This is a genomic window from Microbacterium sp. NPDC058389 (assembly GCF_042722305.1).
Taxonomy (GTDB): domain Bacteria; phylum Actinomycetota; class Actinomycetes; order Actinomycetales; family Microbacteriaceae; genus Microbacterium.
This window is the reverse complement of record NZ_JBHXJQ010000007.1, coordinates 241599-262926: the sequence shown is the minus strand read 5'-3', so window position 1 is coordinate 262926 and position 21328 is coordinate 241599. Positions and strand designations below refer to the sequence as shown.

At 72.1% G+C, this 21328-nt stretch carries 21 protein-coding genes; 9 read left to right on the top strand and 12 right to left on the bottom strand.

Annotation, left to right across the window (positions count from 1 at the left end):
• Positions 1–125: 125 nt before the first annotated feature.
• Positions 126–1193 (bottom strand): NADH:flavin oxidoreductase/NADH oxidase, encoded by a 1068-nt coding sequence (locus ACFWJ8_RS12345; protein WP_378811708.1) that lies wholly within the window; start codon positions 1191–1193, stop codon positions 126–128.
• 38 nt (positions 1194–1231) lie between these two features.
• On the opposite strand from ACFWJ8_RS12345, the gene ACFWJ8_RS12340 reads away from it, so the two are divergent.
• The 5 genes from ACFWJ8_RS12340 (at position 1232) to ACFWJ8_RS12320 (ending at position 5874) form a co-directional block, all read left to right on the top strand.
• Positions 1232–2101, top strand: a complete 870-nt coding sequence (locus ACFWJ8_RS12340) for an NAD(P)H-hydrate dehydratase (protein WP_378811706.1) — start codon at positions 1232–1234, stop codon at positions 2099–2101.
• Positions 2102–2140: 39 nt separating this feature from the next.
• Complete coding sequence (locus ACFWJ8_RS12335; RefSeq protein ID WP_378811704.1) at positions 2141–3382, top strand: hypothetical protein; 1242 nt, start codon at positions 2141–2143, stop codon at positions 3380–3382.
• Positions 3383–3429: 47 nt separating this feature from the next.
• Entirely contained in the window at positions 3430–3747 is a 318-nt protein-coding gene (locus tag ACFWJ8_RS12330) for an MTH1187 family thiamine-binding protein (protein WP_378811703.1), read from the top strand.
• Between the two features lie 98 nt (positions 3748–3845).
• Positions 3846–5063 (top strand): MFS transporter, encoded by a 1218-nt coding sequence (locus ACFWJ8_RS12325; protein WP_378811701.1) that lies wholly within the window; start codon positions 3846–3848, stop codon positions 5061–5063.
• A 40-nt stretch (positions 5064–5103) separates the two neighbouring features.
• Positions 5104–5874 carry an NUDIX domain-containing protein gene (locus ACFWJ8_RS12320; protein WP_378811700.1) on the top strand — a complete coding sequence of 257 codons (771 nt, stop codon included), beginning with the start codon at positions 5104–5106 and terminating at the stop codon, positions 5872–5874.
• Here the strand turns inward: ACFWJ8_RS12320 and ACFWJ8_RS12315 are convergent.
• Together ACFWJ8_RS12315 and ACFWJ8_RS12310 are read right to left on the bottom strand one after the other, a co-directional pair.
• Positions 5861–7663 carry a heme peroxidase family protein gene (locus tag ACFWJ8_RS12315; RefSeq protein WP_378811699.1) on the bottom strand — a complete coding sequence of 601 codons (1803 nt, stop codon included), beginning with the start codon at positions 7661–7663 and terminating at the stop codon, positions 5861–5863. The genes ACFWJ8_RS12320 and ACFWJ8_RS12315 overlap by 14 nt on opposite strands.
• 96 nt (positions 7664–7759) lie before the next feature.
• Positions 7760–8965, bottom strand: a complete 1206-nt coding sequence (locus ACFWJ8_RS12310; RefSeq protein WP_378811697.1) for a homoserine O-acetyltransferase — start codon at positions 8963–8965, stop codon at positions 7760–7762.
• Between the two features lie 116 nt (positions 8966–9081).
• Here ACFWJ8_RS12310 and ACFWJ8_RS12305 point away from each other — a divergent pair, with 116 nt between their 5' ends.
• A complete protein-coding gene (locus ACFWJ8_RS12305) occupies positions 9082–9333 on the top strand; it encodes a hypothetical protein (RefSeq protein ID WP_378811696.1) in 252 nt (83 codons plus the stop codon).
• Between the two features lie 61 nt (positions 9334–9394).
• Here the strand turns inward: ACFWJ8_RS12305 and ACFWJ8_RS12300 are convergent, their stop codons facing one another.
• Positions 9395–10717 carry a bifunctional o-acetylhomoserine/o-acetylserine sulfhydrylase gene (locus ACFWJ8_RS12300; RefSeq protein ID WP_378811695.1) on the bottom strand — a complete coding sequence of 441 codons (1323 nt, stop codon included), beginning with the start codon at positions 10715–10717 and terminating at the stop codon, positions 9395–9397.
• 161 nt (positions 10718–10878) lie between these two features.
• Here ACFWJ8_RS12300 and ACFWJ8_RS12295 point away from each other — a divergent pair, with 161 nt between their 5' ends.
• Complete coding sequence (locus tag ACFWJ8_RS12295) at positions 10879–11667, top strand: SDR family oxidoreductase (protein WP_378811693.1); 789 nt, start codon at positions 10879–10881, stop codon at positions 11665–11667.
• On the opposite strand, the gene ACFWJ8_RS12290 is transcribed toward ACFWJ8_RS12295, so the two are convergent.
• A complete protein-coding gene (locus ACFWJ8_RS12290) occupies positions 11585–13198 on the bottom strand; it encodes an MFS transporter (protein ID WP_378811692.1) in 1614 nt (537 codons plus the stop codon). The two genes, ACFWJ8_RS12295 and ACFWJ8_RS12290, sit on opposite strands and share 83 nt — an antisense overlap.
• Before the next feature lie 109 nt (positions 13199–13307).
• Between ACFWJ8_RS12290 and ACFWJ8_RS12285 the strand changes: the two genes are divergently transcribed.
• Both ACFWJ8_RS12285 and ACFWJ8_RS12280 read left to right on the top strand, forming a co-directional pair.
• On the top strand, positions 13308–14024 hold the full coding sequence (locus ACFWJ8_RS12285; protein ID WP_378811691.1) for a uracil-DNA glycosylase: 717 nt from the start codon (positions 13308–13310) through the stop codon (positions 14022–14024).
• A gap of 15 nt (positions 14025–14039) precedes the next feature.
• Positions 14040–14663 (top strand): GNAT family N-acetyltransferase, encoded by a 624-nt coding sequence (locus ACFWJ8_RS12280; protein ID WP_378811690.1) that lies wholly within the window; start codon positions 14040–14042, stop codon positions 14661–14663.
• Positions 14664–14665: 2 nt separating this feature from the next.
• Here the strand turns inward: ACFWJ8_RS12280 and ACFWJ8_RS12275 are convergent, their stop codons facing one another.
• Genes ACFWJ8_RS12275 through ACFWJ8_RS12245 form a run of 7 tightly spaced genes read right to left on the bottom strand, consistent with a single transcriptional unit; the run spans position 14666 to position 21238 of the window.
• Positions 14666–15076 (bottom strand): hypothetical protein, encoded by a 411-nt coding sequence (locus tag ACFWJ8_RS12275; RefSeq protein ID WP_378811689.1) that lies wholly within the window; start codon positions 15074–15076, stop codon positions 14666–14668.
• A complete protein-coding gene (locus ACFWJ8_RS12270) occupies positions 15054–16130 on the bottom strand; it encodes a M4 family metallopeptidase (RefSeq protein WP_378811688.1) in 1077 nt (358 codons plus the stop codon). The genes ACFWJ8_RS12275 and ACFWJ8_RS12270 overlap by 23 nt, the downstream gene beginning before the upstream one ends.
• Before the next feature lie 51 nt (positions 16131–16181).
• The gene (locus tag ACFWJ8_RS12265; protein ID WP_378811686.1) at positions 16182–16991 is read right to left on the bottom strand and encodes an ABC transporter ATP-binding protein; all 810 of its coding nucleotides are present in this window, start codon (positions 16989–16991) and stop codon (positions 16182–16184) included.
• A complete protein-coding gene (locus ACFWJ8_RS12260) occupies positions 16988–17779 on the bottom strand; it encodes an ATP-binding cassette domain-containing protein (protein ID WP_378811684.1) in 792 nt (263 codons plus the stop codon). Before ACFWJ8_RS12260 ends, ACFWJ8_RS12265 begins: the two co-directional genes overlap by 4 nt.
• Positions 17776–18783: an ABC transporter permease gene (locus ACFWJ8_RS12255; protein ID WP_378811682.1), complete on the bottom strand. Its 1008-nt coding sequence runs from the start codon at positions 18781–18783 to the stop codon at positions 17776–17778. The genes ACFWJ8_RS12260 and ACFWJ8_RS12255 overlap by 4 nt, the downstream gene beginning before the upstream one ends.
• Positions 18780–19730 (bottom strand): ABC transporter permease, encoded by a 951-nt coding sequence (locus tag ACFWJ8_RS12250; RefSeq protein WP_378811680.1) that lies wholly within the window; start codon positions 19728–19730, stop codon positions 18780–18782. The genes ACFWJ8_RS12255 and ACFWJ8_RS12250 overlap by 4 nt, the downstream gene beginning before the upstream one ends.
• Entirely contained in the window at positions 19727–21238 is a 1512-nt protein-coding gene (locus tag ACFWJ8_RS12245) for an ABC transporter substrate-binding protein (RefSeq protein WP_378811678.1), read from the bottom strand. The genes ACFWJ8_RS12250 and ACFWJ8_RS12245 overlap by 4 nt, the downstream gene beginning before the upstream one ends.
• Positions 21239–21328: the final 90 nt, after the last annotated feature.

Here is a 21328-nt window from a genome sequence, read left to right as displayed (position 1 = left end):
CCGGGGCGGGGCCATCCCCTGCGTCCACGCCACCAGCATGGGATTGGGGCGCGCCCCGACCCTCGGGGCGCATCGTGCGCGCCCCAACGGACGGGACGCGCCCCGAACCGAGACGAACGCCAGCGTCAGACGGGCCGCGCGCGCAGGTACTGCGCCGGCCAGTAGTCGATGTCGGCGCCGAGCTCGACGGACGCCCGCAGGCCGTAGTGCGGGTCGCGGAGCCACTCGCGGCCGGCCATGACGGCGTCGGCGGACTCCTCGGCGAGCACGCGCTCGGCGTGCGCGGCGTCGTCGATCATGCCGACCGCGTTCACCGGCACGCCGGCTTCGCGCCGTACGCGGGCGGCCAGGTCGACCTGGTAGCCCGGGCCGGTCGTGATCCGCTGGTGGGCGACGAGCCCGCCGCTGGAGATGTCGAAGAAGTCCGCACCGCGGTCGGCCGCCCACCGCGCGACGGCGACCGTCTCGTCGGCGTCCCAGCCGCCGTCGGCCCAGTCGGTGGCGGAGAACCGCACGATCACAGGGACGGCGGGCGCGGCATGGACCACCGCGTCCAGCACCCGCAGCAGCAGGCGTACCCGGTTCTCGAGCGAGCCGCCGTACTCGTCGTCGCGGTGGTTCGACAGCGGCGAGAGGAACTGGTGCAGCAGGTATCCGTGCGCCGCGTGCAGCTCGAGCACCTGGAACCCGGCCTCGACCGCCCGGCGCGCCGCGGCGGCGAACGCGTCGACGACCCGGTCGATGCCGGCGAGGTCGAGCGCGACCGGCTCGGCGAACCCCTCGAAGGCGATCGCCGACGGCGCGACGGTGGTCCAGCCGCCCTGATCGGCGGGCACCGTGCCGCGGTGATTCGAGAACGGCGACCACGTCGACGCCTTGCGGCCCGCGTGGGCGAGCTGGACGCCGGCGATCGCGCCGCGGCTGCGGATCGCCGCGACGATCGGCGTCCACGCGTCGCGCTGCGCGTCGGTCCACAGGCCGGTGTCCTCGGGTGAGATGCGGCCCTCAGGGACGACGGCGGTCGCCTCGGCCACGATGAGCCCTGCACCGCCCGACGCGAACTGGGCGAGGTGCGTGTGGTGCCACTCCTGCGGCACGCCGTCGACGGCGCTGTACTGGCACATGGGCGACACCCACAGCCGGTTGCGCACCGTGACGTCGCGCAGGGTCAGGGGAGTGAACAGCCGGCTCATGGGGGATCCTTCGCGGGGGACGGCGGTACTGTGACCGCATGGTTCGGGAATGGACGCGAAAGGATGCCGCGCACGCCCTGCGGAGGCCAACCACCGCCGACGACAAGTATTCCCGAGGCGTTCTGGGCATGCGGACGGGGTCGGACGCCTATCCCGGCGCCGCCGTGCTGGGAGTCGAGGCCGCCTGGCGCACGGGACTCGGCATGGTGCGCTACCTCGGTCCCGCGCGTGCCGCGGATCTCGTGCTGGCCCGGCGCCCCGAGACCGTGACGGCGGACGGCCGCGTGCAGGCCTGGGTGATCGGCTCGGGCACGGATGCCGCGACCCGCACACCCGCCGACACCGCGGCCCTCCGCGCCGTGCTGAGCGACACCGACCCCGTCGTGGCCGACGCCGGGGCGCTCGACCTCGCCGTCGAGGACGAGGCCACGGCCCCGCGCATCCTGACCCCGCACGACCGCGAGCACGCGCGGCTGCGCGCCGCCCTGGGGCTCGCCGTCGCCGGCCCCGACCGGGTCGTCGCGGCCCGGGAGACCGCCGAAGCGACGGGCGCCGTCCTGCTGCTCAAGGGTGCGGTGACGGTCGTCGCCGCACCGGACGGCTGGACGGCGGCCGTCGAGGCGGGCACGCCCTGGCTCGCCACCGCCGGCACGGGCGACGTGCTGGCAGGCGTCATCGGCGCGCTCGTCGCGGGAGCCACGGCGTCGGGGCACACCCCCGACGGCGCGGCGCTGGGGGCGCTCGCCGCGTCGGGGGCGTGGCTCCACGGTCGCGCCGGCGTGATCGCGGCGTCGGGGGCGAGCATCGCCCGTCTGCCGAGCATGCCGCCGTTCGGGAGCGGGCCGATCACCGCGCTGGACGTGGCAGAGGCGCTGCCGCGGGCGGTGGCGGAGGCGCTCGGCAGCTGAGGATCCGGCCCGTCGTCCGTCGATCCCTAGGATGGTGGGGTGTCTCGGCGGGCGGTGGTGTGGGTCGCGTTCGCCCTCGTGCACGCGGTGGTGATCTGGCTCGGCTTCACGGGCGACCACGCATCGTCGTGGGACGTCGATCAGCTGTACCGCTGGTGGGCGGGTCGCACGCTCTCGGGACAAGCCATCCCCGGCATCACCGAGGGATGGGTGTACCCGATCCTCGCGCACGGGCCGATCCTGCTCGTGGGTGCCGCGAGCGCCGTGATCGACTACACGCTCGGGTGGGGCCTGCTCGTGACCGCGATGGATGCCGCGGCCTTCGCGGTGCTCGTCGGCCGCGGCCGTTCCCGGGGTCGGCTGGCCGCCGCGTGGTTCTGGCTCGCGGCGATCCTTGCGCTCGGCGGGGTCGGCATGTTCCGGCTGGACGCGGTGACCGTGCCGCTCGCGATCCTCGGATCGCTGTGGCTCGTCGGCCGGCCGTGGCTCGCCTCGGTGCTGCTCGCCGTGGCCACATGGATCAAGGTGTGGCCGGCGGCGCTCCTGGCCGCGGCGGTCATCGCGGTGCGCCGGCGGCTGGCGATCGTCGGCGGTGCCGCGATCGTCTCGGCGTTCTCCGTCGCGATCGTGCTGGCACTCGGCGGCGGGGCGCACCTCTTCGGGTTCGTCGGGGATCAGGCGACGCGCGGGCTGCAGATCGAGGCGCCGATCAGCGCCGTGTACATGCTGATGGCGGTGGCCGGGATGCCCGGCGCCGCAGTGCAGTACGACGAGGACCTCATCACGTTCCAGGTGGTCGGCCCGGGCGTCGACGCCGTGATCGCGGCGATGACGCCGGTCCTCATGGTCGGGATGCTGGCGGTCGCCGTCGTCGGCGCCGTCAAGGCGTGGCGTGGCGCGGGCTTCGCGGCGCTCTTCCCGCCGCTCGCCGGCGCGCTCGTGCTCGGGTTCATCGTGCTCAACAAGGTCGGCTCGCCGCAGTACCTGACGTGGATCATCGCGCCGCTCGTGGCGGGGCTCGTGCTGCGCCGCCGCGACTGGCTGCGGCCGGCGGCGCTCGCGGTGCTGATCCTCGTGCTGACGCAGCTGATCTTCCCGTTCTTCTACGACGCGATCCTCACCCTCGTCCCGGCCGCGGTGGGTCTGCTCGTGCTGCGCAACGTGCTGCTGGTGGCGCTGTTCGTCTGGACGCTCGTGCGCCTGGTACGGGTGCCGGTGCGGCCGCGCCGCGCCGTGCCGGGAGCGACGGCGGCGACCGCTCCCGGCGGCGTGACAGAGTAGAAGCCGGGCGGGGCGGCATCCCTCGCTCCCGGACTCGGAGGTTCCTCATGCTCGTCGCGTTCTCGGTGGCTCCCAGCGGCACGGGCCGCGCCGACGGCTCGGTGCACGACGCGGTCGCCGCGGCCGTGAAGGTCGTCCGCGACAGCGGGCTGCCCCACCGGACGACCTCGATGTTCACCGAGATCGAGGGGGAGTGGGACGAGGTGTTCGACGTCGTCAAGCGCGCCACCGACGCCGTCGCGCCCTACGGTTCCCGCGTGTCGCTTGTGCTGAAGGCCGATATCCGTCCCGGCTACTCGGGCGAGCTCGACGCCAAGATCGAGCGTCTCGAGGCGGCGATCGACCGGCAGTCCGACGACTCCTGAGCAGCCGCGCGGCGTTCGTCCGACGGCTCCGCCGCTGTGTCACGTCGTGTGTCCGAATCGATTCGACAGGATGCCGCGACCGCCGCTAGCATGACGCGGTGACCTCCTCGAACCTGACGAGGGGCGCGGCGACGTGGGCGCTCCTCTCCCTCGCCGTCGGCAGCTTCGGCATCGGCATGACCGAATTCGTCGTCATGGGGCTGCTGCCGAACATCGCCGAGGATCTGCTGCCCTCGCTGTGGGCGTCCAGCCCCGAGGACGCGATCGCCCAGGCGGGCTGGCTCATCTCGCTGTACGCGCTCGGCGTCGTCGTCGGAGCGCCGACGATCGCCGGAGCGGTGGCGAAGTATCCGCGCCACCGCGTCATGATCGGGCTCGCGCTCGCGCTCACCGTCTTCAACGCGCTGACGTTCCTGGCGCCGACGTTCGAGTGGGTGGCGGCATCCCGGTTCCTCGCGGGGCTTCCGCACGGCGCCTACTTCGGCATCGGCGCGCTGGTCGCCGCCGACGTGCTCGGGCCCGGGATGCGCGCCAAGGGCGTCGCCTTCGTGCTGACCGGACTCACGGTGGCCAACGTGGTCGGCGTGCCGCTGGGCACGTTCCTCGGCCAGCAGGTCGGCTGGCGCGCGGCGTTCATGGTGGTGGCGGCGATCTTCCTCGCCGCGACGGTGCTCATCGCCTTCTTCGTGCCCGAGCACCCGGGCGACCCGAGCCGCACGATGCGCGCCGAGCTCAAGGTGTTCCGCATCGGGCAGGTGTGGCTCGCCCTCGGCGTCGGCGCGATCGGGTTCGGCGGCTTCTTCGCCGTCTACAGCTACGTCGCCCCGCTCATCACCGAGGTCGCGGGCTCGCCGGAGTGGGTGGTGCCGATCGTGCTCGTGCTCATGGGCGTCGGCATGACGATCGGCAACCTGGTCGGCGGCCACCTCGCCGACGTCGACCTCAAGCGCACGCTCGTGGGCGGGCTGGCCGGGCTGGCCCTCGTGCTGGCACTGCTGGCCGTCACTGCGCAGTGGATCTGGGCGCTCGGGTTCTTCGTGTTCGCGATCGGGTTCGTCGCGTCGGCGCTGAGCCCCACGATCCAGACCCGGCTCATGGACGTCGCACAGGACAACCAGTCCATCGCGGCGGCCCTCAACCACTCCGCGCTCAACATCGGCAACAGCCTCGGCGCGTTCCTCGGCGGTGTCGTCATCGCCGCCGGGTGGGGTTTCACCGCCCCCGCGTGGGTGGGTGTGGTGCTCGCCCTCGCCGGCCTCGCGCTCGCCTCCGCGAGCCTGGTGGTCGAGCGCCGCCGCGTCGCGGTCGGCGCGTAGCGGCGGCATCCCTCCCGCGTGCCGCGGCTAGAGTGAGCGGATGCCGGACCCGACGCCCGCCGACCGCGCGCTGCGCGCCGTGGCCGACTCCGTGACGGACTCGCGGGCGCGCATGCCCGAGGACGCCACCGATCCGTCCATTCCCGTCGCCGCGACTGTGGTGCTGCTGCGCGAGGGGGGATCAGGCCTCGAGGTGCTCATGATCGAGCGGCCCGACCGCGGCTCGTTCGCGGGGGCGTGGGTGTTCCCCGGCGGAAAGCTCGAGGACGACGACCGCGCCGGCGCCGACGAGGTCGAGGAGGACGTGGCGCGCCGCGCGGGCGTGCGCGAGACCAGGGAGGAGACGGGTCTCGTGATCGACCCCGGCGCGTTCGAGACGCTGTCGGTGTGGGATCCGCCGCCGGGCCTCGCACTGCGGATCCGCACGTGGTTCTTCCTCGCTCCGGCACCTGGCGGCGAGCTCGCGCTGTCGGCCGATGAGGCCGTCGGCGCGGAGTGGGCGCGGCCCGCAGACCTGCTGGAGCGCCACGGTCGCGGCGAGCTCACCCTGTATCCGCCCACCTGGGTCACGCTGCACGCGCTCGCCGCCCATCCCGATGCCGCGTCGGCGCGGGCCGCCGCGCGCCTGGCCGGCGTGCAGCGCTTCGAGACCGTCGCGCGGCGCGGGGCCGAAGGGCCGCTGCTGCTGTGGGCCGGCGACGAGGACTGGGATCCGGATGCCGCGGCATCCGGATCCCGTCACCGCCTGGAGATCGGCGCCCTGCCGTGGCGCTACTCGCACACGGGGGACGCCGGCCTCACGGCTGGATGACCCCCGCGACGCCGACGAGGTCGGCGAACGTGAAGGTCGCCGGGTTGCTGCGCGGCAGGCTCGGAGCGAACGGGACGTTCAGCAGCGAGAGCGTGTCACGACGCAGCATCCGCACGAACGTCTCCGTCACGATCTTCGCGCCCAGCGGGCCGAGCGTCTCGCCTCCGGTCTTCACCGCCGCCTCCCGCAGGAGGTAGTACCACAGCGGGGTCTTCTTCAGCAGCAGGCCGCTCTTCTTGTTGAGCACCGCGACCTCGTCCGCGCCCAGCCCGGACGTGAGCTCGGAGGCGGTGAGCTTCGGCACACCGAGCTGGCTCGCCGTCGCCTGTCCGCTCGGCAGCCCGAGGACCAGACCGCGCAGGAGGTTGCGCACCGCGAGGACCCCCATGAGGTCGTTCGGGCTGCCGTTGCCGTCGAGGTCCTCCAGCGCGGGAGCGAGGGCGCTGTCGATCTTGCGCGCGTGGTTGAACACCGGCACCGGGATGCCGGTCTCGAAGAACGCGTTGAAGTCGACGACCCAGTTCGTCAGCACCGGGGTGCGGCCGGGCGAGACGAACGCGAACACATCGCTCATCGGCTTCGTCTTCAGGGTGAAGTTCAGCCAGTAGTCGTTGCGGATCATGCTGTGCCCGAACCGGTAGGCGGCGACCGAGAACTCGACCGGCATGTCCTTCCAGGGCTTCAGCGGAGCCGCCAGCGCGGCGGTGACGGCCGCCTGCCCGCAGATGCGCGGCAGGAAGTCGTGCAGCACCGCCCACTGGTAGTGGAGGGTGGCCTGCCGCTTGGCTTCGACGAACACGTCTCCGGCGAAGGCGCCGGCGATCAGCATGTCGACGATCGCGTTGTGGAATCGCAGCATCGTGTGATGCAGCTGCGACACGATGAGGTTCTCGTTGTTGCGGGGGTCGCCGATGATCGCCGTCTTCGCCGCCGTGCGCGGCACGTCGAAATCGGTGTGGATCAGCATGCCGGCGGCACCGGCCGTGCCGCCCGCTCCGCCCTCGGGCGGGATAGGCGGCGGAGGCGGGTTGTTCGTGCCCAGCAGCATCCGGAAGGCCGACGACGGCTCGCCCGGTCGGGGCGGCTCGTATAGGAAGGCATCCAGCGCCGGACCGCGGCCGTAGACGCTGTCGAGATCTAGGACGGGCGAGCGCATGTTGTTGATCGTCTTCGCGTCGACCACGGTCGGCGAATCGATCGCGGACGAGACGTCGAGCGTGATGTCGTGGTCGACGAACTGCCCGACGTAGGTGTAGCCCGACGGGGTCGCCGAGTCACCGGGCACCGCGTCGGCGTTGCCCATGAGGTGTCCGAGCTCTTCGAGCAGCGCCCGGGTGGCGGCATCCACCGGAAGCCGGCTCGCGGCGCGCGTGGCAGGCGGGGTGAGATACCCGAACCGGTCGCCGTCCTTCGCCGAGACCGCAGGCCAGGGGAAGTACAGCAGCGAGAACTTGGCGCCGTGGAAGCGCGCCACCGGACCCTGGAGGTGGGCGAGCGAGCCGCGGATGTCGATGGGCAGGTCGTCCTCCGGGACGCTCTCAGGTAGCGCGGCGATCGCGTCGACCACCGCGTCGCCACCGAAACGACGCGCGGAGTCGAGCAGTCCGGCCTTCTTGCGTAGACCCTTCGGGAGCTGCTTCGACACGGCCTCGTCGACGAGGGCGGGCCCGGGCCTCTCTCGGTTCGCCGGCGCTGGATCGGCACCGTCGAGGTGGAGCTGTGCGCGCAGGAACGGCTGTGCGCGGAAAGCGTCGGATGCCGCGGCATCCGACTTTTCTTCCGTGGTCATGGCAGACCCCTTCCGATCGGTTGCCGATACGGAGGGGCGGGGAGCGCGCGGTGATACCTCGGCCGCCGGCGTCCCTCGCCGCGGCGCCGCCTCGGATCAGGACTCGAGCAGGCGGCGCAGGTGCGCGCCGACGGCGGACGTCTCGATCAGGAAGCCGTCGTGGCCGAAGTCGCTCGCGAGCACGACCGCACGGTCGCCGTCGAGCGTGTGCGGGATGCCGCGCGCGATGCGGTGCTGCCCGTCGATGGGGAACAGGCGGTCGCTGTCGATGCCGAGCACGAGAGCGGTCGCGGTGATCCGGGCGAGCGCGTCCTCGACGCCGCCGCGGTCGCGACCGACGTCGTGGGAGTTCATCGCCTCGACGAGCGTGATGTACGAGTTCGCGTCGAAGCGGCGCGTGAACTTGTTGCCGTGGAAGTCGAGGTACGACTCGACGGCGAACCGCCCGCCGTGCCCGAGAGGGCTGACGCCGGACTGCCACGACCGCTGGAACCGCTGGTTGAGCTCGGTGGGGGACCGGTAGTTCAGCAGTGCCATGCGCCGGGCCAGTGCGAGGCCGCGCGTGGGGCCGTCGCCGTCGCCCGCGTCGTAGTACTCGCCGCCCTGGAAACGGGGGTCGATGCGGATGGCCTCCAGCTGCACCGAGTTGAGGGCGATCTGGTCGGCCGTGTTGACCGGCGGCGACGACAGGATGCCGACGCGCTGCACGCGGTCGGGGAGGCCCGCTGCCCACTCCAGCGCGTGCATGCCGCCCATGGAGCCGCCGATGACGGCCGCCCACACGTCGATGCCGAGTGCGTCGGCCAGGCGCACCTGGGCGGCGACCTGGTCGCGGATCGTCAGATAGGGGAAGCGGGAGGCCCACTCGTAGCCGTCGGGGCCGATGGAGGCGGGACCCGTGGAACCCTGGCATCCACCGAGCATGTTCGGCGCGATGACGAACCAGCGGTCGGTGTCGATCGGCGCGCCGGGACCGACGATGTCGTCCCACCAGCCGCTCGTGGGGTGTCCCGGTCCGGCGGCGCCGCGCAGGTGGCTGTCGCCGGTGAGCGCGTGGAGCACCAGCACCGCGTTGTCGCGCGCGGCGTTCAGCTCGCCCCACGACTCGTAGGCGAGCCGGTAGGCGGGCAGCTCGCGGCCCTGCTCCGTGCGGAAAGCCCCGAAAGCCGCGAACCTGCGATCGCCGGGAGGGTCGCCGTCGCGCCAGGCCCCGGTCGCCGGTGGACGCCCGAGCAGCTGCCGGGCATCGGCCTCCGTCACCGGTGCGCTCGGCACCGTGTCTTCGGAGGTCTGCCAGTCCATTCGACCATTCTCTCGTGATCGGCGGAGGTTTGACCGCGCGTTACGTGGATGCCGCACAGCTCCGTGCGGCGAGACGAGTTCGTCGCACGTGCACCCGGGAGTGGCAGAATGCGCGCATGTCCACCGCTGAGCCCTTCATGCCCGCTCACGAGCCGGCGGCGCCGGTGCCGCCGCAGGAGCACGATCTCGACCATGACGCCGACGTGCTGTTCGACACCGGCGACGAGACCGCGGCGCCGGAGGGCGGCGGTCAGCCGTGGCACGACGCCGATGCCGCACCGACGCTGCCCCGCCCGGTCGCCGGCGCGCACCTCACGGCCGAGGAGCTGTCGGCCGACCTCGCGACCGACGCCGACGCCGCCGAATGACGGATGCCTCGGCCCGACGTGAGAACGTCGGGCCGAGGCATCCGGTCCCTGAGGAGGGGTTTTAGGCGCGAGCCGCCTCCGACACGCGGCGTGCCGCGGCGAGAGCCTGCTCGAGGTCGGCCTTGAGGTCGTCGATGTTCTCGAGACCGACCGACAGGCGCACGAGGCCGGGCGTGACGCCGGTCGTGAGCTGCTGCTCGGGCGTGAGCTGCGAGTGCGTGGTCGAGGCCGGGTGGATGACGAGCGAGCGCACGTCGCCGATGTTGGCGAGGTGGCTGAAGAGCTCGAGCGAGTTCACGAACTCGCGGCCCGCCTCGACACCGCCCTTGAGCTCGAACGACAGCACCGCGCCGACGCCCTTGGGGGAGTACTGGTTCGCCGCGGCGTACCAGGGCGACGTGGGCAGACCCGAGTAGTTCACCGACGCGACGTCGGCGTGGTTCTCGAGCCACTCGGCGATCTCCTGCGCGTTCTGCACATGGCGCTCGACGCGCAGCGACAGGGTCTCGATGCCCTGGATGAGCAGCCAGGCGCTGTTCGGGGCGATGGCGGCGCCGAGGTCGCGCAGCAGCTGCACGCGCGCCTTGATGATGTACGCGAGTCCGTCGCCGACCGCCGCGGTGTAGGAGGCGCCGTGGTACGACGGGTCCGGAACCGTGAGGCCCGGGAACTTGTCGACGTTCTTCGACCACTCGAACGAGCCGCCGTCGACGATCACGCCGCCGATGGTCGTGCCGTGGCCGCCGAGGAACTTGGTGGCCGAGTGGACGACGATGTCGGCGCCGTGCTCGAACGGGCGGATGAGGTAGGGCGTCGCGATCGTGTTGTCGACGATGAGCGGCACGCTGTTCTCGTGCGCGACGTCGGCGACGCTGCGGATGTCGAGGACGTTGATCTTCGGGTTGCCGATCGTCTCGGCGAAGAAGAGCTTCGTGTTCGGGCGGACGGCGCGGCGCCACTCTTCGACGTCGTCCTGGTTCTCGACGAACGTCGTCTCGATGCCGAGCTTGGCGAGCGTGTACTTGAAGAGGTTGTAGGTGCCGCCGTAGATCGAGCTCGACGAGACGATGTGGTCGCCGGCCTCCGCGATGTTGAGGACGGCGAACGTCGCCGCGGCCTGGCCACTGGCGAGCAGGAGCGCACCGGTGCCGCCTTCGAGCGCGGCGAGGCGCTCCTCGACGACCGCCTGCGTGGGGTTCTGGATGCGCGTGTAGATGTTGCCGAACTCGGCCAGGGCGAACAGGTTCGCGGCGTGGTCGGCGTTGTCGAACACGTACGACGTGGTCTGGTAGATCGGCGTGGCGCGAGCCTTGGTGACCGGGTCGGGCTGGGCACCCGAGTGGATCTGCTTGGTCTCGAAACGCCAGTTCTCGGATGCGGCCATGGCTTGCTCCTGCGGGTTCGGATACCGGGTCGGATTCCCGGTGACGGATGCCGGGGACCTCGGCCCCGATGGGTTCGACAGTACGGACCGGAGGATTTGTCAACAACGCGGGGGAAATGTGACGTCACACTCGGCGGCCCCGGCGCGGCTAGCGTGGAGGCATGACGACCAGACGTGCAGTGGTGACCGGGGCGAGCTCGGGGATCGGCGAGGCGACCGCCCGTGCCTTGCGTGCGAGCGGCTGGGACGTGGTGGCGGTGGCGCGTCGCGCCGACCGGCTCGCGGCCCTCGAAGCCGAGACGGGTGCGGTCGCGTTCGCGGCCGATCTGACGGCGGACGCCGACGTCGAGGCGCTCACCGCGTTCCTGGCCGGGTCGGGTCCCGTCCATGCCCTCGTCCACGTCGCCGGGGGCGCTCGCGGCACGGATCGCGTCGAGGACGGCAAGGCCTCCGACTGGCGCTGGATGTTCGAGGCCAACGTGCTCTCGGCGCAGCGCCTCGTGGCGGCGCTCCTGCCGCAGTTGCGCCGCGCGGCCGTCGCCGACGGGCACGCCGACACGCTCTTCGTGACCTCGACCGCCGCGCAGGCGGCCTACGCCGGCGGCTCCGGGTACAACGCCGCCAAGGCGGGGGAGTCGATGCTCGCGCACGCCCTGCGGCTGGAACTCAACGGCGAGCCGATCCGTGTGATCGAGGTGGCGCCGGGCATGGTCTATACGCCCGAGTTCGCGCTCAACCGCCTGGGCGGCGACAGTCAGGCCGCCCAGCGCGTGTACGAGGGGGTCGAGGACCCGCTCACCGGCGAGGACGTCGCCGACGTCATCGCGTACGCGCTCAACGCGCCCGGGCACGTCAACCTCGACCTCATCACGATGCGCCCGGTGGCACAGTCAGCGCATTTCCTCCTCGCCCGCGGTCCGCTGTGGCCGCGCGTCGACGACGACGCCTGACCGGTTCGACGGGGGCGACGGGCGCGCCGGCGCCGGCGACCGCGTCGTCGGGCTCTTCCGCGGGCGCCTCGTCGGCGAACGCGACCTTCGGGACGAAGAACAGCAGCACGGCGGCCACGAACCCGCCGCCGGCGCAGATCGCCCACACGGTCATGTACCCGCCGAGGGATGCCGCGGTCTGGCTCGCGACGGCACCCGCACCTGCAGCCAGCACGACGCCGAACACGGCCGACGCGAACGTGCCGCCGATGGTCTTCGTCGTGTTGGTGAGCGCCGAGGCGACGCCCGTCTGCCCGTGCGGGGCGGCTGCCGCGGCGGCAGCGGGCAGGGCGCCGACGAGGGCGCCCGAGCCGATGCCCGCGATCGACAGGTTGAGCAGCACCTGCCACAGCTCGGTGTGGAAGGGCAGGAACAGGGTGTACCCGATGCCGACGAGCGCCGAGGCGACGATGAGGATCAGCCGCGGGTTCGCGCGTCGCGACGTCACGGCGAACAGCACGGCGCCGACGATGAGCGACACCAGGTACACGCCGATGACGTTGGAGCGCGCGGTCGCGTCGAGCCCGAGGCCGTAGCCGAGCGACGAGTCGGTGCCGGCGTACGTCGAGAGCGGCCCCTGCGCGCCGAGGAGGCTGATGCCGACCAGGAACGCCGTCGCCTGGACGGGCCACATCTCGGGCCGACGGAGCACCCGGATGTCGATCGCCGGGTCGGGCTGGCGCAGCTCGTACTTCACGAACCACACGAAGACCGCCACGCCTCCGGCGAGCAGCGCGGCCACCCACGCCCACCCGCCGACACCGAGGCCGAGCTCGCCGATCATGCGCATGTAGACGAGTGCGCCGGTGACGAGGAGGAGGCCCCACGCGAGGATCACGAAGCCCCACGAGTCGAGGCGGCGGCCGGGCATCGGCTCGGACTCGGGGACGCCCAGCCAGATCACGAGCGCGATGAGCGTCACCGCGATCGCCGGCACCAGCAGCGTCACCTTCAGGTCGCCGCCGGTGGCCGCGAAGATGCGACCCGCGGCGAGGGCGCCGATGATCGCGCCGGCCTCCAGGCCGACGACGAGGAGACCCGCGGCGCGGCGTGTGAGCGAGGTGCCGCGGTTCTGCCGGCGGCCCCGCTCGAAGACGAGCGCGATCTCCAGCGGCAGCCACACCACGTAGAAGCCCTGCAGCGCCCACGCCGCGAGGAAGCTCCAGAAGTCGCCCGCGAACGCCAGCCACCAGCTGGCCGCGGCCGTCAGGATCGCCGCGATGAGGAGGATCTTCTTGTGCCCGTACATGTCGCCGAGCTTCGCCATCACGGGCACGACGAGCGCCGAGAGCAGCAGCTGGGCCGCCTCGAACCAGTTCACGTCGGAGTCGTGGATGCCGAGCGAGGTCACGATGTCGCTGAACAGCGGCACGTAGAAGCCCTGCAGGATGCCGCTCGTCAGCTCGACGAGGACGAACCACCCGATGAGGCCGGCGGTGATGCCGAGGGCGGAGCCGCGCAGGCGATCGGCGGCGGAGGAGGCACGAGACACGACGGTGAGCGTAACACCGGCGCGGTCCTAGTCTGGAGGGCGTGTGGATGACGACCCCTGGCGCCCCCGAGACGCATCTCGCGCGCCGCGCCGACAGGGCGGTGCCGCCGTGGCGATGACCCTCCCGGAGCTGGCCGAGGCGGGTCTCATGGACCCGGGCTGGGCGGAGGCGCTCGCCCCCGTCGCGCCCGACATCGCCGCCCTCGGCGAGCGTCTGCGCGGCGAGGTCGCCGCCGGCCGTCACTACCTGCCGGCGGGCGACCGTGTGCTGCGGGCCTTCCAGCGCCCGCTCGCCGACGTCAAGGTGCTGATCGTCGGGCAGGACCCCTACCCCACGCCGGGGCATCCCATCGGGCTCTCGTTCGCAGTGGACGCGCACGTGCGCCCGATCCCGCGCAGTCTCTCGAACATCTACCAGGAGCTGGAGTCCGACCTCGGCGTCCCGCGCGCCGCCCACGGCGACCTGTCGGCGTGGAGCGATCAGGGCGTCATGCTGCTGAACCGGGTGCTCACGGTCGCGCCGGGGGCGCCGGCATCCCATCGCGGCTGGGGCTGGGAGAAGGTCACCGAGCACGCCATCCGCACCCTCGTCGCCCGCGACCGGCCGCTCGTCGCGATCCTGTGGGGGAGGGATGCCGCGAACCTGCGCCCGCTCCTCGGCCCGACACCGATCGTCGAGTCGCCGCATCCGTCGCCGCTGTCGGCGAGCCGGGGATTCTTCGGCTCGAAGCCGTTCTCACGCGCGAACGAGCTGCTGGCGCAGCAGGGCGCCGCACCCGTCGACTGGGCGCTGCCCGCACAGACCGCACCGGCACTGTCCGTCTGAGGCCCGGAGGATCGCATGCTCGAAGAGGAATACGAGAAGGCCAAGCGGGTGCTGCCGCCGCACCTGCGCCGGCAGCCCGAGCCCGAGCGGCCGTTCTCGTACACGATCCGTCCGGTCGAGGACCGGGATCTGCCCGACATCCGCGAGATCTACAACCACTATGTGACCAACTCGGTCGTCACGTTCGACGAAGACACGTGGTCGCTCAAGCAGTGGCGCACCAAGCGCGACCACCTGGCCAAGCACGGGCTGCCCTTCCTCGTCGCCGAGTCGCCGGGCGGCCAGGTGCTCGGGTACGCGCTCGTGCAGCCGATGTCGAGCAAGTCCGCCTACCGGTACTCGGTTGAGAACTCGATCTACCTCGGCCACGCCGCCACGGGCAAGGGGCTCGGACGCGCGCTGCTGGAGGCGCTGATCGCCGCGAGCGAGGCCGCGGGCATCCGCCAGATGGTGGCGGTCATCAGCGACAAGGGCGCTGAGGGCTCGATCGCCCTCCACGAGCGCCTCGGCTTCGTCGAGGTCGGCCGGATGGGGCGCGTCGGCTTCAAGTTCGGCCGCTGGCTCGGAGTGATCTATCTGCAGAAGGCGCTCACGCCCGTCAAGAAGTCCGGCGCCAAGAAGGGGCTGTTCGGCCGCTGAGCTCAGTGGCCGTCGCCGCTGCGGCGGCTCCAGTCGCGCACGGCGTCGACGAGGTCGCGCCACGCGCCCACGACCTGATCGTCGACGAGCTCGGCCTCGCGCGGGTCGGCGTCCGACCAGACCGCGCGGATCCACCACGTGAAGCCGTCGGGTACGGGCGGGCGCCCCTGAGTCGTGGGGGCCTCGGGGCGCGGGGCGGTCTCTCGTCCCGCCGCAGCCGCTGTGGGCTCGGGGTCGGCGTCGCCCGTCTCGTCCCACGGACAGCGGTCGATGAGCGAGATCCAGTCCGAGGCCTCGTCCTCACTCGGCTGTGCCGACCAGCGTCTCGTGATGCCGGCGATGCCGCCCGAGCGCGCGACATCGACCTCGACCGCCGGCTGCGGCGTCGGTTCAGGATCGGGACGGTGCGTCATCCGGGATCACGCCGACGCCCGCCCACCCGGCGCGGACGGCGTCGACCTCCTCCGACTTCTCACCGTACTCCGCGGCCGCAGCGGTCAGGGTGGCACGGGCGAACGTCACGAAGTCGGCGGTCTGCGGCAGCGTCCCGGATGTGAGCGTGCGGTACCAGATGAGGCCCGCGCGCTCCCAGGCGTGCCCGCCGAGCGCCGTCGCGACGAGGTAGAACGCGTGGTTCGGGATGCCGGAGTTGATGTGGACGCCGCCGTTGTCGTCTCGCGTCTGCACGAACCCGCTCATGTGCGCCGGCTGCGGGTCCTTGCCCAGCACGTCGTCGTCGTACGCCGTGCCGGGCGCGGCCATCGACCGCAGCGCCTTCCCCTGGACGGCATCCGTGAAGATCCCCTCGCCGATGAGCCACGACGCCTGCGCGGCGGTGTGCCCGGCCAGATGCTGCTCGGCGAGGGCGCCGAACACGTCGGCGATGGACTCGTTGAGCGCGCCGGACTGGTTGCGGTACAGCAGGCCGCCGGAGTCCTCGACGACACCGTGCGCGAGTTCGTGCGCGATGACGCTGAGCGAGCCGGTGAATCCGGCGAACACGTCGTCGTCGCCGTCGCCGAACACCATGCGCTCGCCGTTCCAGAACGCGTTGTCGTAGTCGCGCCCGTAGTGCACCGTCGCCAGCAGTGCGCTGCCCGAGCCGTCGATGCTGTCGCGGGCGTACGCGTCCCACCAGAAGTCGAAGGTCGCGCCGAGCCCGTCGAACGCCTCGTCGACCGCGGTGTCGCCGGTGGGCTCGTCGTCCTCGCCGCGGACGCGCACCCCGGGCACGACCTCGCGGTGCTGTGCGTCCGACATCTCGCGGTCGGGTGCGGGCGCCGTCTCGGCGACGAGCACGCCGGGCTCCTCGATCGACAGCCGCAGCCGCGTGCGCACGCCGGGCGTGTAGTCCCGGGGAGCCGCGAGCGTGCGCTGCGCCGCATCGGCCGCGCGCGCCCAGCCGCCCTCCTGCACCGCGGCGATACGGGCGAGCATGTACGGCGGCACGATTCCGGGGCTCATCATGCTCCGAACCTAGCCCCGGCCGCCGACGTCGGCGCCGCCCCGCGCCGGGTGTCAGGCGTCGTCTGCACCGCCGGCGTCGATGACGGGGATGGATGCCAGCAGACGCCGCGTGTACGACACCTGCGGCTGCAGCAGCACCTTCTCGGTCGGCCCCTCTTCGACAATGCGGCCGTCCTTCATGACGACCACTTCGTCGCACAGGTTCTGCACGACGCCGATGTCGTGCGACACCATCAGCAGCGTGAGTCCGTCGCGGGCGCGCAGCTCTCCGAGCAGCTCGAGCACCTGCGCGCGCACCGTGACGTCCAGCGCCGACAGCGGCTCGTCGCCGACGAGGACGCGCGGGCGGTGCACGACGGCCCGCGCCAGTGCGATGCGCTGGCGCTGCCCGCCCGAGAACTCGTGCGGGTACCGGTCGGCCATGCCCGCCTCCAGGCCGACGTCGACGAGCACCTCTCGCACGCGGGCGCGCCGGTCGCCGTCGATGCCGAGCGCCCACAGCGGCTCCCCGACGATGCGCCCCACGCTCATGCGCGGGTCGAGCGACGCGTAGGGATCCTGGAAGACGATGCCCGTCTGCCGGCGCAGCCAGTGCAGCGACCGCGCCGACGCGGCGGCCTCGACCGGCCTCCCGTCGAACTCGACGGTGCCCGCGGACGGCACGTCGAGCCCCAGCAGCAGGCGCACGAGCGTGGACTTGCCCGAGCCCGACTCGCCGATGAGGCCGACCGCGGACCCCTCGCGGACGTCGATGTCGGCATCCACGAGCCCCGTCGTGAAGCTCTTGCGCTCGAACACGTGCGACTTGGGCACCGGGTAGCGGCGCGACAGGCCGCGCCCGCGGATCAGCGGTTCGCTCACGCGGCATCACCGCCCGGTCGCCAGAGCGTCGCCGTCGCGTCGCGCAGCAGGCCTTGCGTGACGGGGGATGCCGGTGCCGTGAGCAGCTGCGAGACGGGCGCCTGCTCCACAACGCGCCCGTCCTCGAGCACCACGCCGTGCGTCGCGATCTGCGACAGCACCGCCAGGTCGTGCGTGATGAACACGAGCGACATGCCGTCGTCGCGCACGAGGGTGCGCAGCAGCTCGAGGATCTCGGCCTGGATCGTCACATCCAGGGCGGTGGTGGGCTCATCCGCGATCAGCAGCCGCGGGCGGCACGCGAGCGCCATCGCGAGCGCCACGCGCTGGCGCTGGCCGCCCGACAGCTGGTGCGGGTAGCGGCCCACGATGCGCTCGGGGTCGGGAAGGGCGACACGGCGTGCCTCGGCGACCGCCCGGGCGGCGGCATCCCGTTTCGACAGGCCCTCGTGGATCCTCACCGACTCGGCGATCTGGCGTCCCACCGTGCGGATGGGGTTGAGCGCGGTGCGCGGCTCCTGGAACACGATGCCGATCTCGTCACCGCGCAGCTCGGCGAGCTCGCGGTCGCGCAGGCCGAGGATCTCACGGCCGTCCCAGCGCACGCTGCCGCGCGCCTCGGCGCCGTCGGGCAGGAGGCCGAGGATCGCCAGCGCCGTCAGGGACTTGCCCGAGCCGGACTCGCCGATGAGGCCCACTCGGGCGCCGTCCGGCACGGCGAACGACACGCCGTCGACCACACGGCGTCCGCCGACGTCGATCGTGAGGTCCTGCACCTCGAGGCTCATGCGACCACCTCCGGCACGTGAAGGCGGGCGCGGCGCGTGGCGAAGGGGCTGCGCGACAGCGTCGGGTCGGTGGCCTCGCGCAGCGCATCTCCGAGCAGGTTCAGCCCGAGCACGGTGAAGGTGATGGCGAGCCCGGGCCAGACCACCGACAGCGGGTGCACCTGGATGTACTGCTGCAGCTGCGCCAGCAGCAGGCCCCATGAGGGCTCGGTGACGGGGGCGCCGAACCCGAGGTACGACAAGCCCGCCTCGGCGAGCACCGCGACCGCCATGCCCCACGACAGCTGCACGATGAACACCGGCGCGACGTTGGGGAGCAGATGCCGCCACAGGTTCTGCGCGGGCGTCAGGCCCGACGCCCGGCCCGCGAGCACGAAGTCGCTGTGCAGCACGCGGCGCAGCTCGGGCCGCGTGACGCGCGCGATGTTGACGCCGAACCCGATGCCGACGGCCCAGATGACCACCCACAGCGACCCGCCCCACACCGCCGAGATCATCATCGCGATGAGCAGCACGGGGAACGCGATCAGGATGTCGACGAACACGGCCACCGACTCGCGCACCCACCGCACGGTCAGGGCGCCGAGCGCGGCCAGGGCGACGCCGATGACAGTGGCGATGAGCCCCGCGCCCACGGCGACGAACACCGTCGTGCGTGCGCCCGCCATCAGCAGCGACAGGATGTCGCGGCCGGTCGCATCGGTGCCCAGCACGTGGGGCCAGCCCGGCGGCGCCCAGCGGTCCGCGATGTCGACCTGCTGCGGGTCGAACGGCGTCCAGAACCGGGCGACGATCGCCGTCAGCACGACCACCGCCACCACGATGAGCCCGAACCGCCCCGTCGACAGCGCCCACAGCCGGGCGAGCCACGCCCAGCGCGAACGGCGCGGGGGATCGGAGGATGCCGGGCCCCCGGCATCCACCCATCCATCGGGTCGCGGCAGCTGGCCGTCGTGTGCCGGAATCGGCCGGTCGCCGGACGTCGAAGGGGGCGGGATGGTCATGCGGCCTCCCGCTGACGGGGGTCGATGACGCGGTGCACGAGGTCGACCGCGAACCCGACGATCAGCACGAACCCGGTGAGCGCCAGCAGCTCGCCCTGCACCTTGGGCAGGTCGCGGGCGGCGACGTCGGCGACGAGCATGCGCCCGATGCCGGGGAGGGAGAAGAGCTGCTCGATGACGACGGCGCCCACGATGATGCCGGCGACCTGCAGCCCCAGCACCGTGATCACCGACAGGCCCACCACCGGGAGGCCGTGACGGATGAGCGCCGCGTCGCGGGTGAGGCCCTTCGCGGCGGCGGTGCGGACGAAGTCCTGCCCGACCGCCTGCAGCGTGGCGCTGCGGACGAAGCGCAGCAGCATGGCGCCCTCGACGACGCCGATGGTGAGGGCCGGCAGGATGAGCGATTGGAAGGCGGCGGCCGGGTCGCTCCAGCTCGCGCGGGGGAACCCCTGCGCAGGGAGCCAGCCCAGCCACACGGCGAACACCACGACCAGCATCATGCCCGCCCACACCACGGGGACCGCGGCGAGGGTCTGCGAGCCGACGCTCAGCGCCGTGCCGTCGGCGTGGCCGCGGCGCATGGCCGACAGCACGCCCAGCGGCACGCTGATGACGACGGCCACCAGCAGCGACATGATGCCCAGGGGCACCGTCACCTGCGCCTTCTGGACGAGCTCGTCGATCACCGGCGTGCCCGTCAGCAGTGACGTGCCGAGGTCACCGCGCAGCACGCCGCCGATCCACTCCAGGTACTGCACCGCGAGCGGCCGGTCGAGACCGAGCCGCTCGCGGATCGCGGCGATCTGCGCGGGACTGCTGTTGACGCCGCCGATCAGCTGGGCGATGTCGCCGGGCAGCACCCGCAGAGTGAGGAAGATGAGCACGCTGGCCACGAGCAGCCCGAGCAGGAGCAGGGCGAACCGGGTCAGCGTGTATCGGATCACCCGTTGCTCTTGGCGATGTCAGCGAGGTCGAGGCGCTCGTTCACGTTGATCGAGGGCATACCGGTGATGTTAGTGCCGACCGCCAGGACCGACGCGCCGTTGTACAGCCAGTCGCCGCCCGCGTCCTCCGACACGATGCGCGCGGCCTGCGACAGCAGGTCGGCCGCCTTGGCCTCGTCGGTTGCGGCGAGCGACTGCGTGTACAGGGACTGCACCTCGGGGTTGTCGTAGGTGAAGTAGTAGTCCGGGTCGGCCCAGTTCTCGAAGTCGCGCGCCTCGGTGTGCAGCACGAAGCTGAGCTCGTAGTCGTGGTTCGTGTACACGTCGGTGAGCCACGTCGAGAAGTCGACCGAGTTGACCTCGAGCGTGATGCCGACCGCGTTGAGGTCCGACACCAGGATCTGCGGGATCGTCGTGGAGTAGAAGTTCGGGATGGTGAGGGTCAGCTCCAGATCCTCGGCCCCGGCCTCCTTGAGGAGCTTCTTCGCCGCGTCGGGGTCGTACGGCGCGACGTCCGAAAGGTCGCGGTAGCCCGGGTCGAGCTCGGGGATCGGGCCGTAGAGCGTCTCGCCCGACGCCATCGCGTCGACGAACGCCTGGTGGTCGATGGCCTGGCGGATCGCCTGGCGCACGCGCTTGTCGGCGAGGGGGCCCGACGTCTGGTTGAACGCGAGCGTTCCCTTGTCGGTGGACGTGCCGAGCACGAGCGCGAAGTCGCCGTTCTTCTCGACCTGGTCCTTCAGGTTCGCGTCGAACCCGGTCAGTACGTCCACCTCGTTGGCCAGCGCCGCGTTGAGGGCCGCCTGGTTGTCGGGGATGTAGTCGAAGACGACCTCGGCGACGCCGGCCTTGTCGCCCCAGTAGGCGTCGTTGCGCGCGAAGGTGATGCTGTCGCCCTGGGTCCAGTTCTTCAGGATGAACGGGCCGGTGCCGTTCGCCTTCGTCTTGTAGTCGACGGTGTCGCCCTCTTTGAGGATGATGCCGGCGCGGCCGGTGAGGTTCCACAGCAGGCTCGAGTCCGGCTGTGCGAGGGTCAGCGTGATGTTCTGGCCCTCCGCGGTGATCGAGGTGACGTTCGCGAGACGGCCCGAGTCGCGCCACTCCGGGGTGTTGCGGCGCGTCGTGAGCGACCACACGACGTCCTGCGGAGTGAGCGGCTGGCCGTCGTGGAAGGTGACGCCTTCGCGCAGCGTGAACGTATAGGTCAGCCCGTCGGGGGAGACCGTCCAGTCGCTGGCGAGCGACGCGACGATGTCCTGCTCGGGGGTGCGGGCGACGAGGCCCTGGTAGATGTTGTCGACCAGGATCTGGTCGAGGGCCGAGCCCGCCGTCTGGCGGATGTCGAGGTTGCCGGGCTCCAGCACCAGGCGGATGGCGACCGACGCGTCGGGGTCGGGCTTTCCGGTCGAGGTGGGGGTCGCGGTCCCACCGCCCGAGGTGCAGGCGGTGAGGGCGAGGGCGCCGGCAACGAGGATGGCCGCTGCGGCGAGGGCGGTACGGCGGAGCATGAAGGTCCTTTCGGGCGGGGTCCCGAGTACGGTGCGGGCGTCGGCCGTGATGATGGGCTCGGCTGACGCGGGTTACAGCCTAGGGATATC

Coding starts and splice junctions, on each gene's coding strand:
- ACFWJ8_RS12345 (WP_378811708.1), bottom strand. CDS start 1,193: ATGAGCCGGCTGTTCACTCCCCTGACCCTGCGCGACGTCACGGTGCGC.
- ACFWJ8_RS12340 (WP_378811706.1), top strand. CDS start 1,232: ATGGTTCGGGAATGGACGCGAAAGGATGCCGCGCACGCCCTGCGGAGG.
- ACFWJ8_RS12330 (WP_378811703.1), top strand. CDS start 3,430: ATGCTCGTCGCGTTCTCGGTGGCTCCCAGCGGCACGGGCCGCGCCGAC.
- ACFWJ8_RS12320 (WP_378811700.1), top strand. CDS start 5,104: ATGCCGGACCCGACGCCCGCCGACCGCGCGCTGCGCGCCGTGGCCGAC.
- ACFWJ8_RS12315 (WP_378811699.1), bottom strand. CDS start 7,663: ATGACCACGGAAGAAAAGTCGGATGCCGCGGCATCCGACGCTTTCCGC.
- ACFWJ8_RS12310 (WP_378811697.1), bottom strand. CDS start 8,965: ATGGACTGGCAGACCTCCGAAGACACGGTGCCGAGCGCACCGGTGACG.
- ACFWJ8_RS12305 (WP_378811696.1), top strand. CDS start 9,082: ATGTCCACCGCTGAGCCCTTCATGCCCGCTCACGAGCCGGCGGCGCCG.
- ACFWJ8_RS12300 (WP_378811695.1), bottom strand. CDS start 10,717: ATGGCCGCATCCGAGAACTGGCGTTTCGAGACCAAGCAGATCCACTCG.
- ACFWJ8_RS12295 (WP_378811693.1), top strand. CDS start 10,879: ATGACGACCAGACGTGCAGTGGTGACCGGGGCGAGCTCGGGGATCGGC.
- ACFWJ8_RS12280 (WP_378811690.1), top strand. CDS start 14,040: ATGCTCGAAGAGGAATACGAGAAGGCCAAGCGGGTGCTGCCGCCGCAC.
- ACFWJ8_RS12275 (WP_378811689.1), bottom strand. CDS start 15,076: ATGACGCACCGTCCCGATCCTGAACCGACGCCGCAGCCGGCGGTCGAG.
- ACFWJ8_RS12270 (WP_378811688.1), bottom strand. CDS start 16,130: ATGATGAGCCCCGGAATCGTGCCGCCGTACATGCTCGCCCGTATCGCC.
- ACFWJ8_RS12260 (WP_378811684.1), bottom strand. CDS start 17,779: ATGAGCCTCGAGGTGCAGGACCTCACGATCGACGTCGGCGGACGCCGT.
- ACFWJ8_RS12255 (WP_378811682.1), bottom strand. CDS start 18,783: ATGACCATCCCGCCCCCTTCGACGTCCGGCGACCGGCCGATTCCGGCA.
- ACFWJ8_RS12245 (WP_378811678.1), bottom strand. CDS start 21,238: ATGCTCCGCCGTACCGCCCTCGCCGCAGCGGCCATCCTCGTTGCCGGC.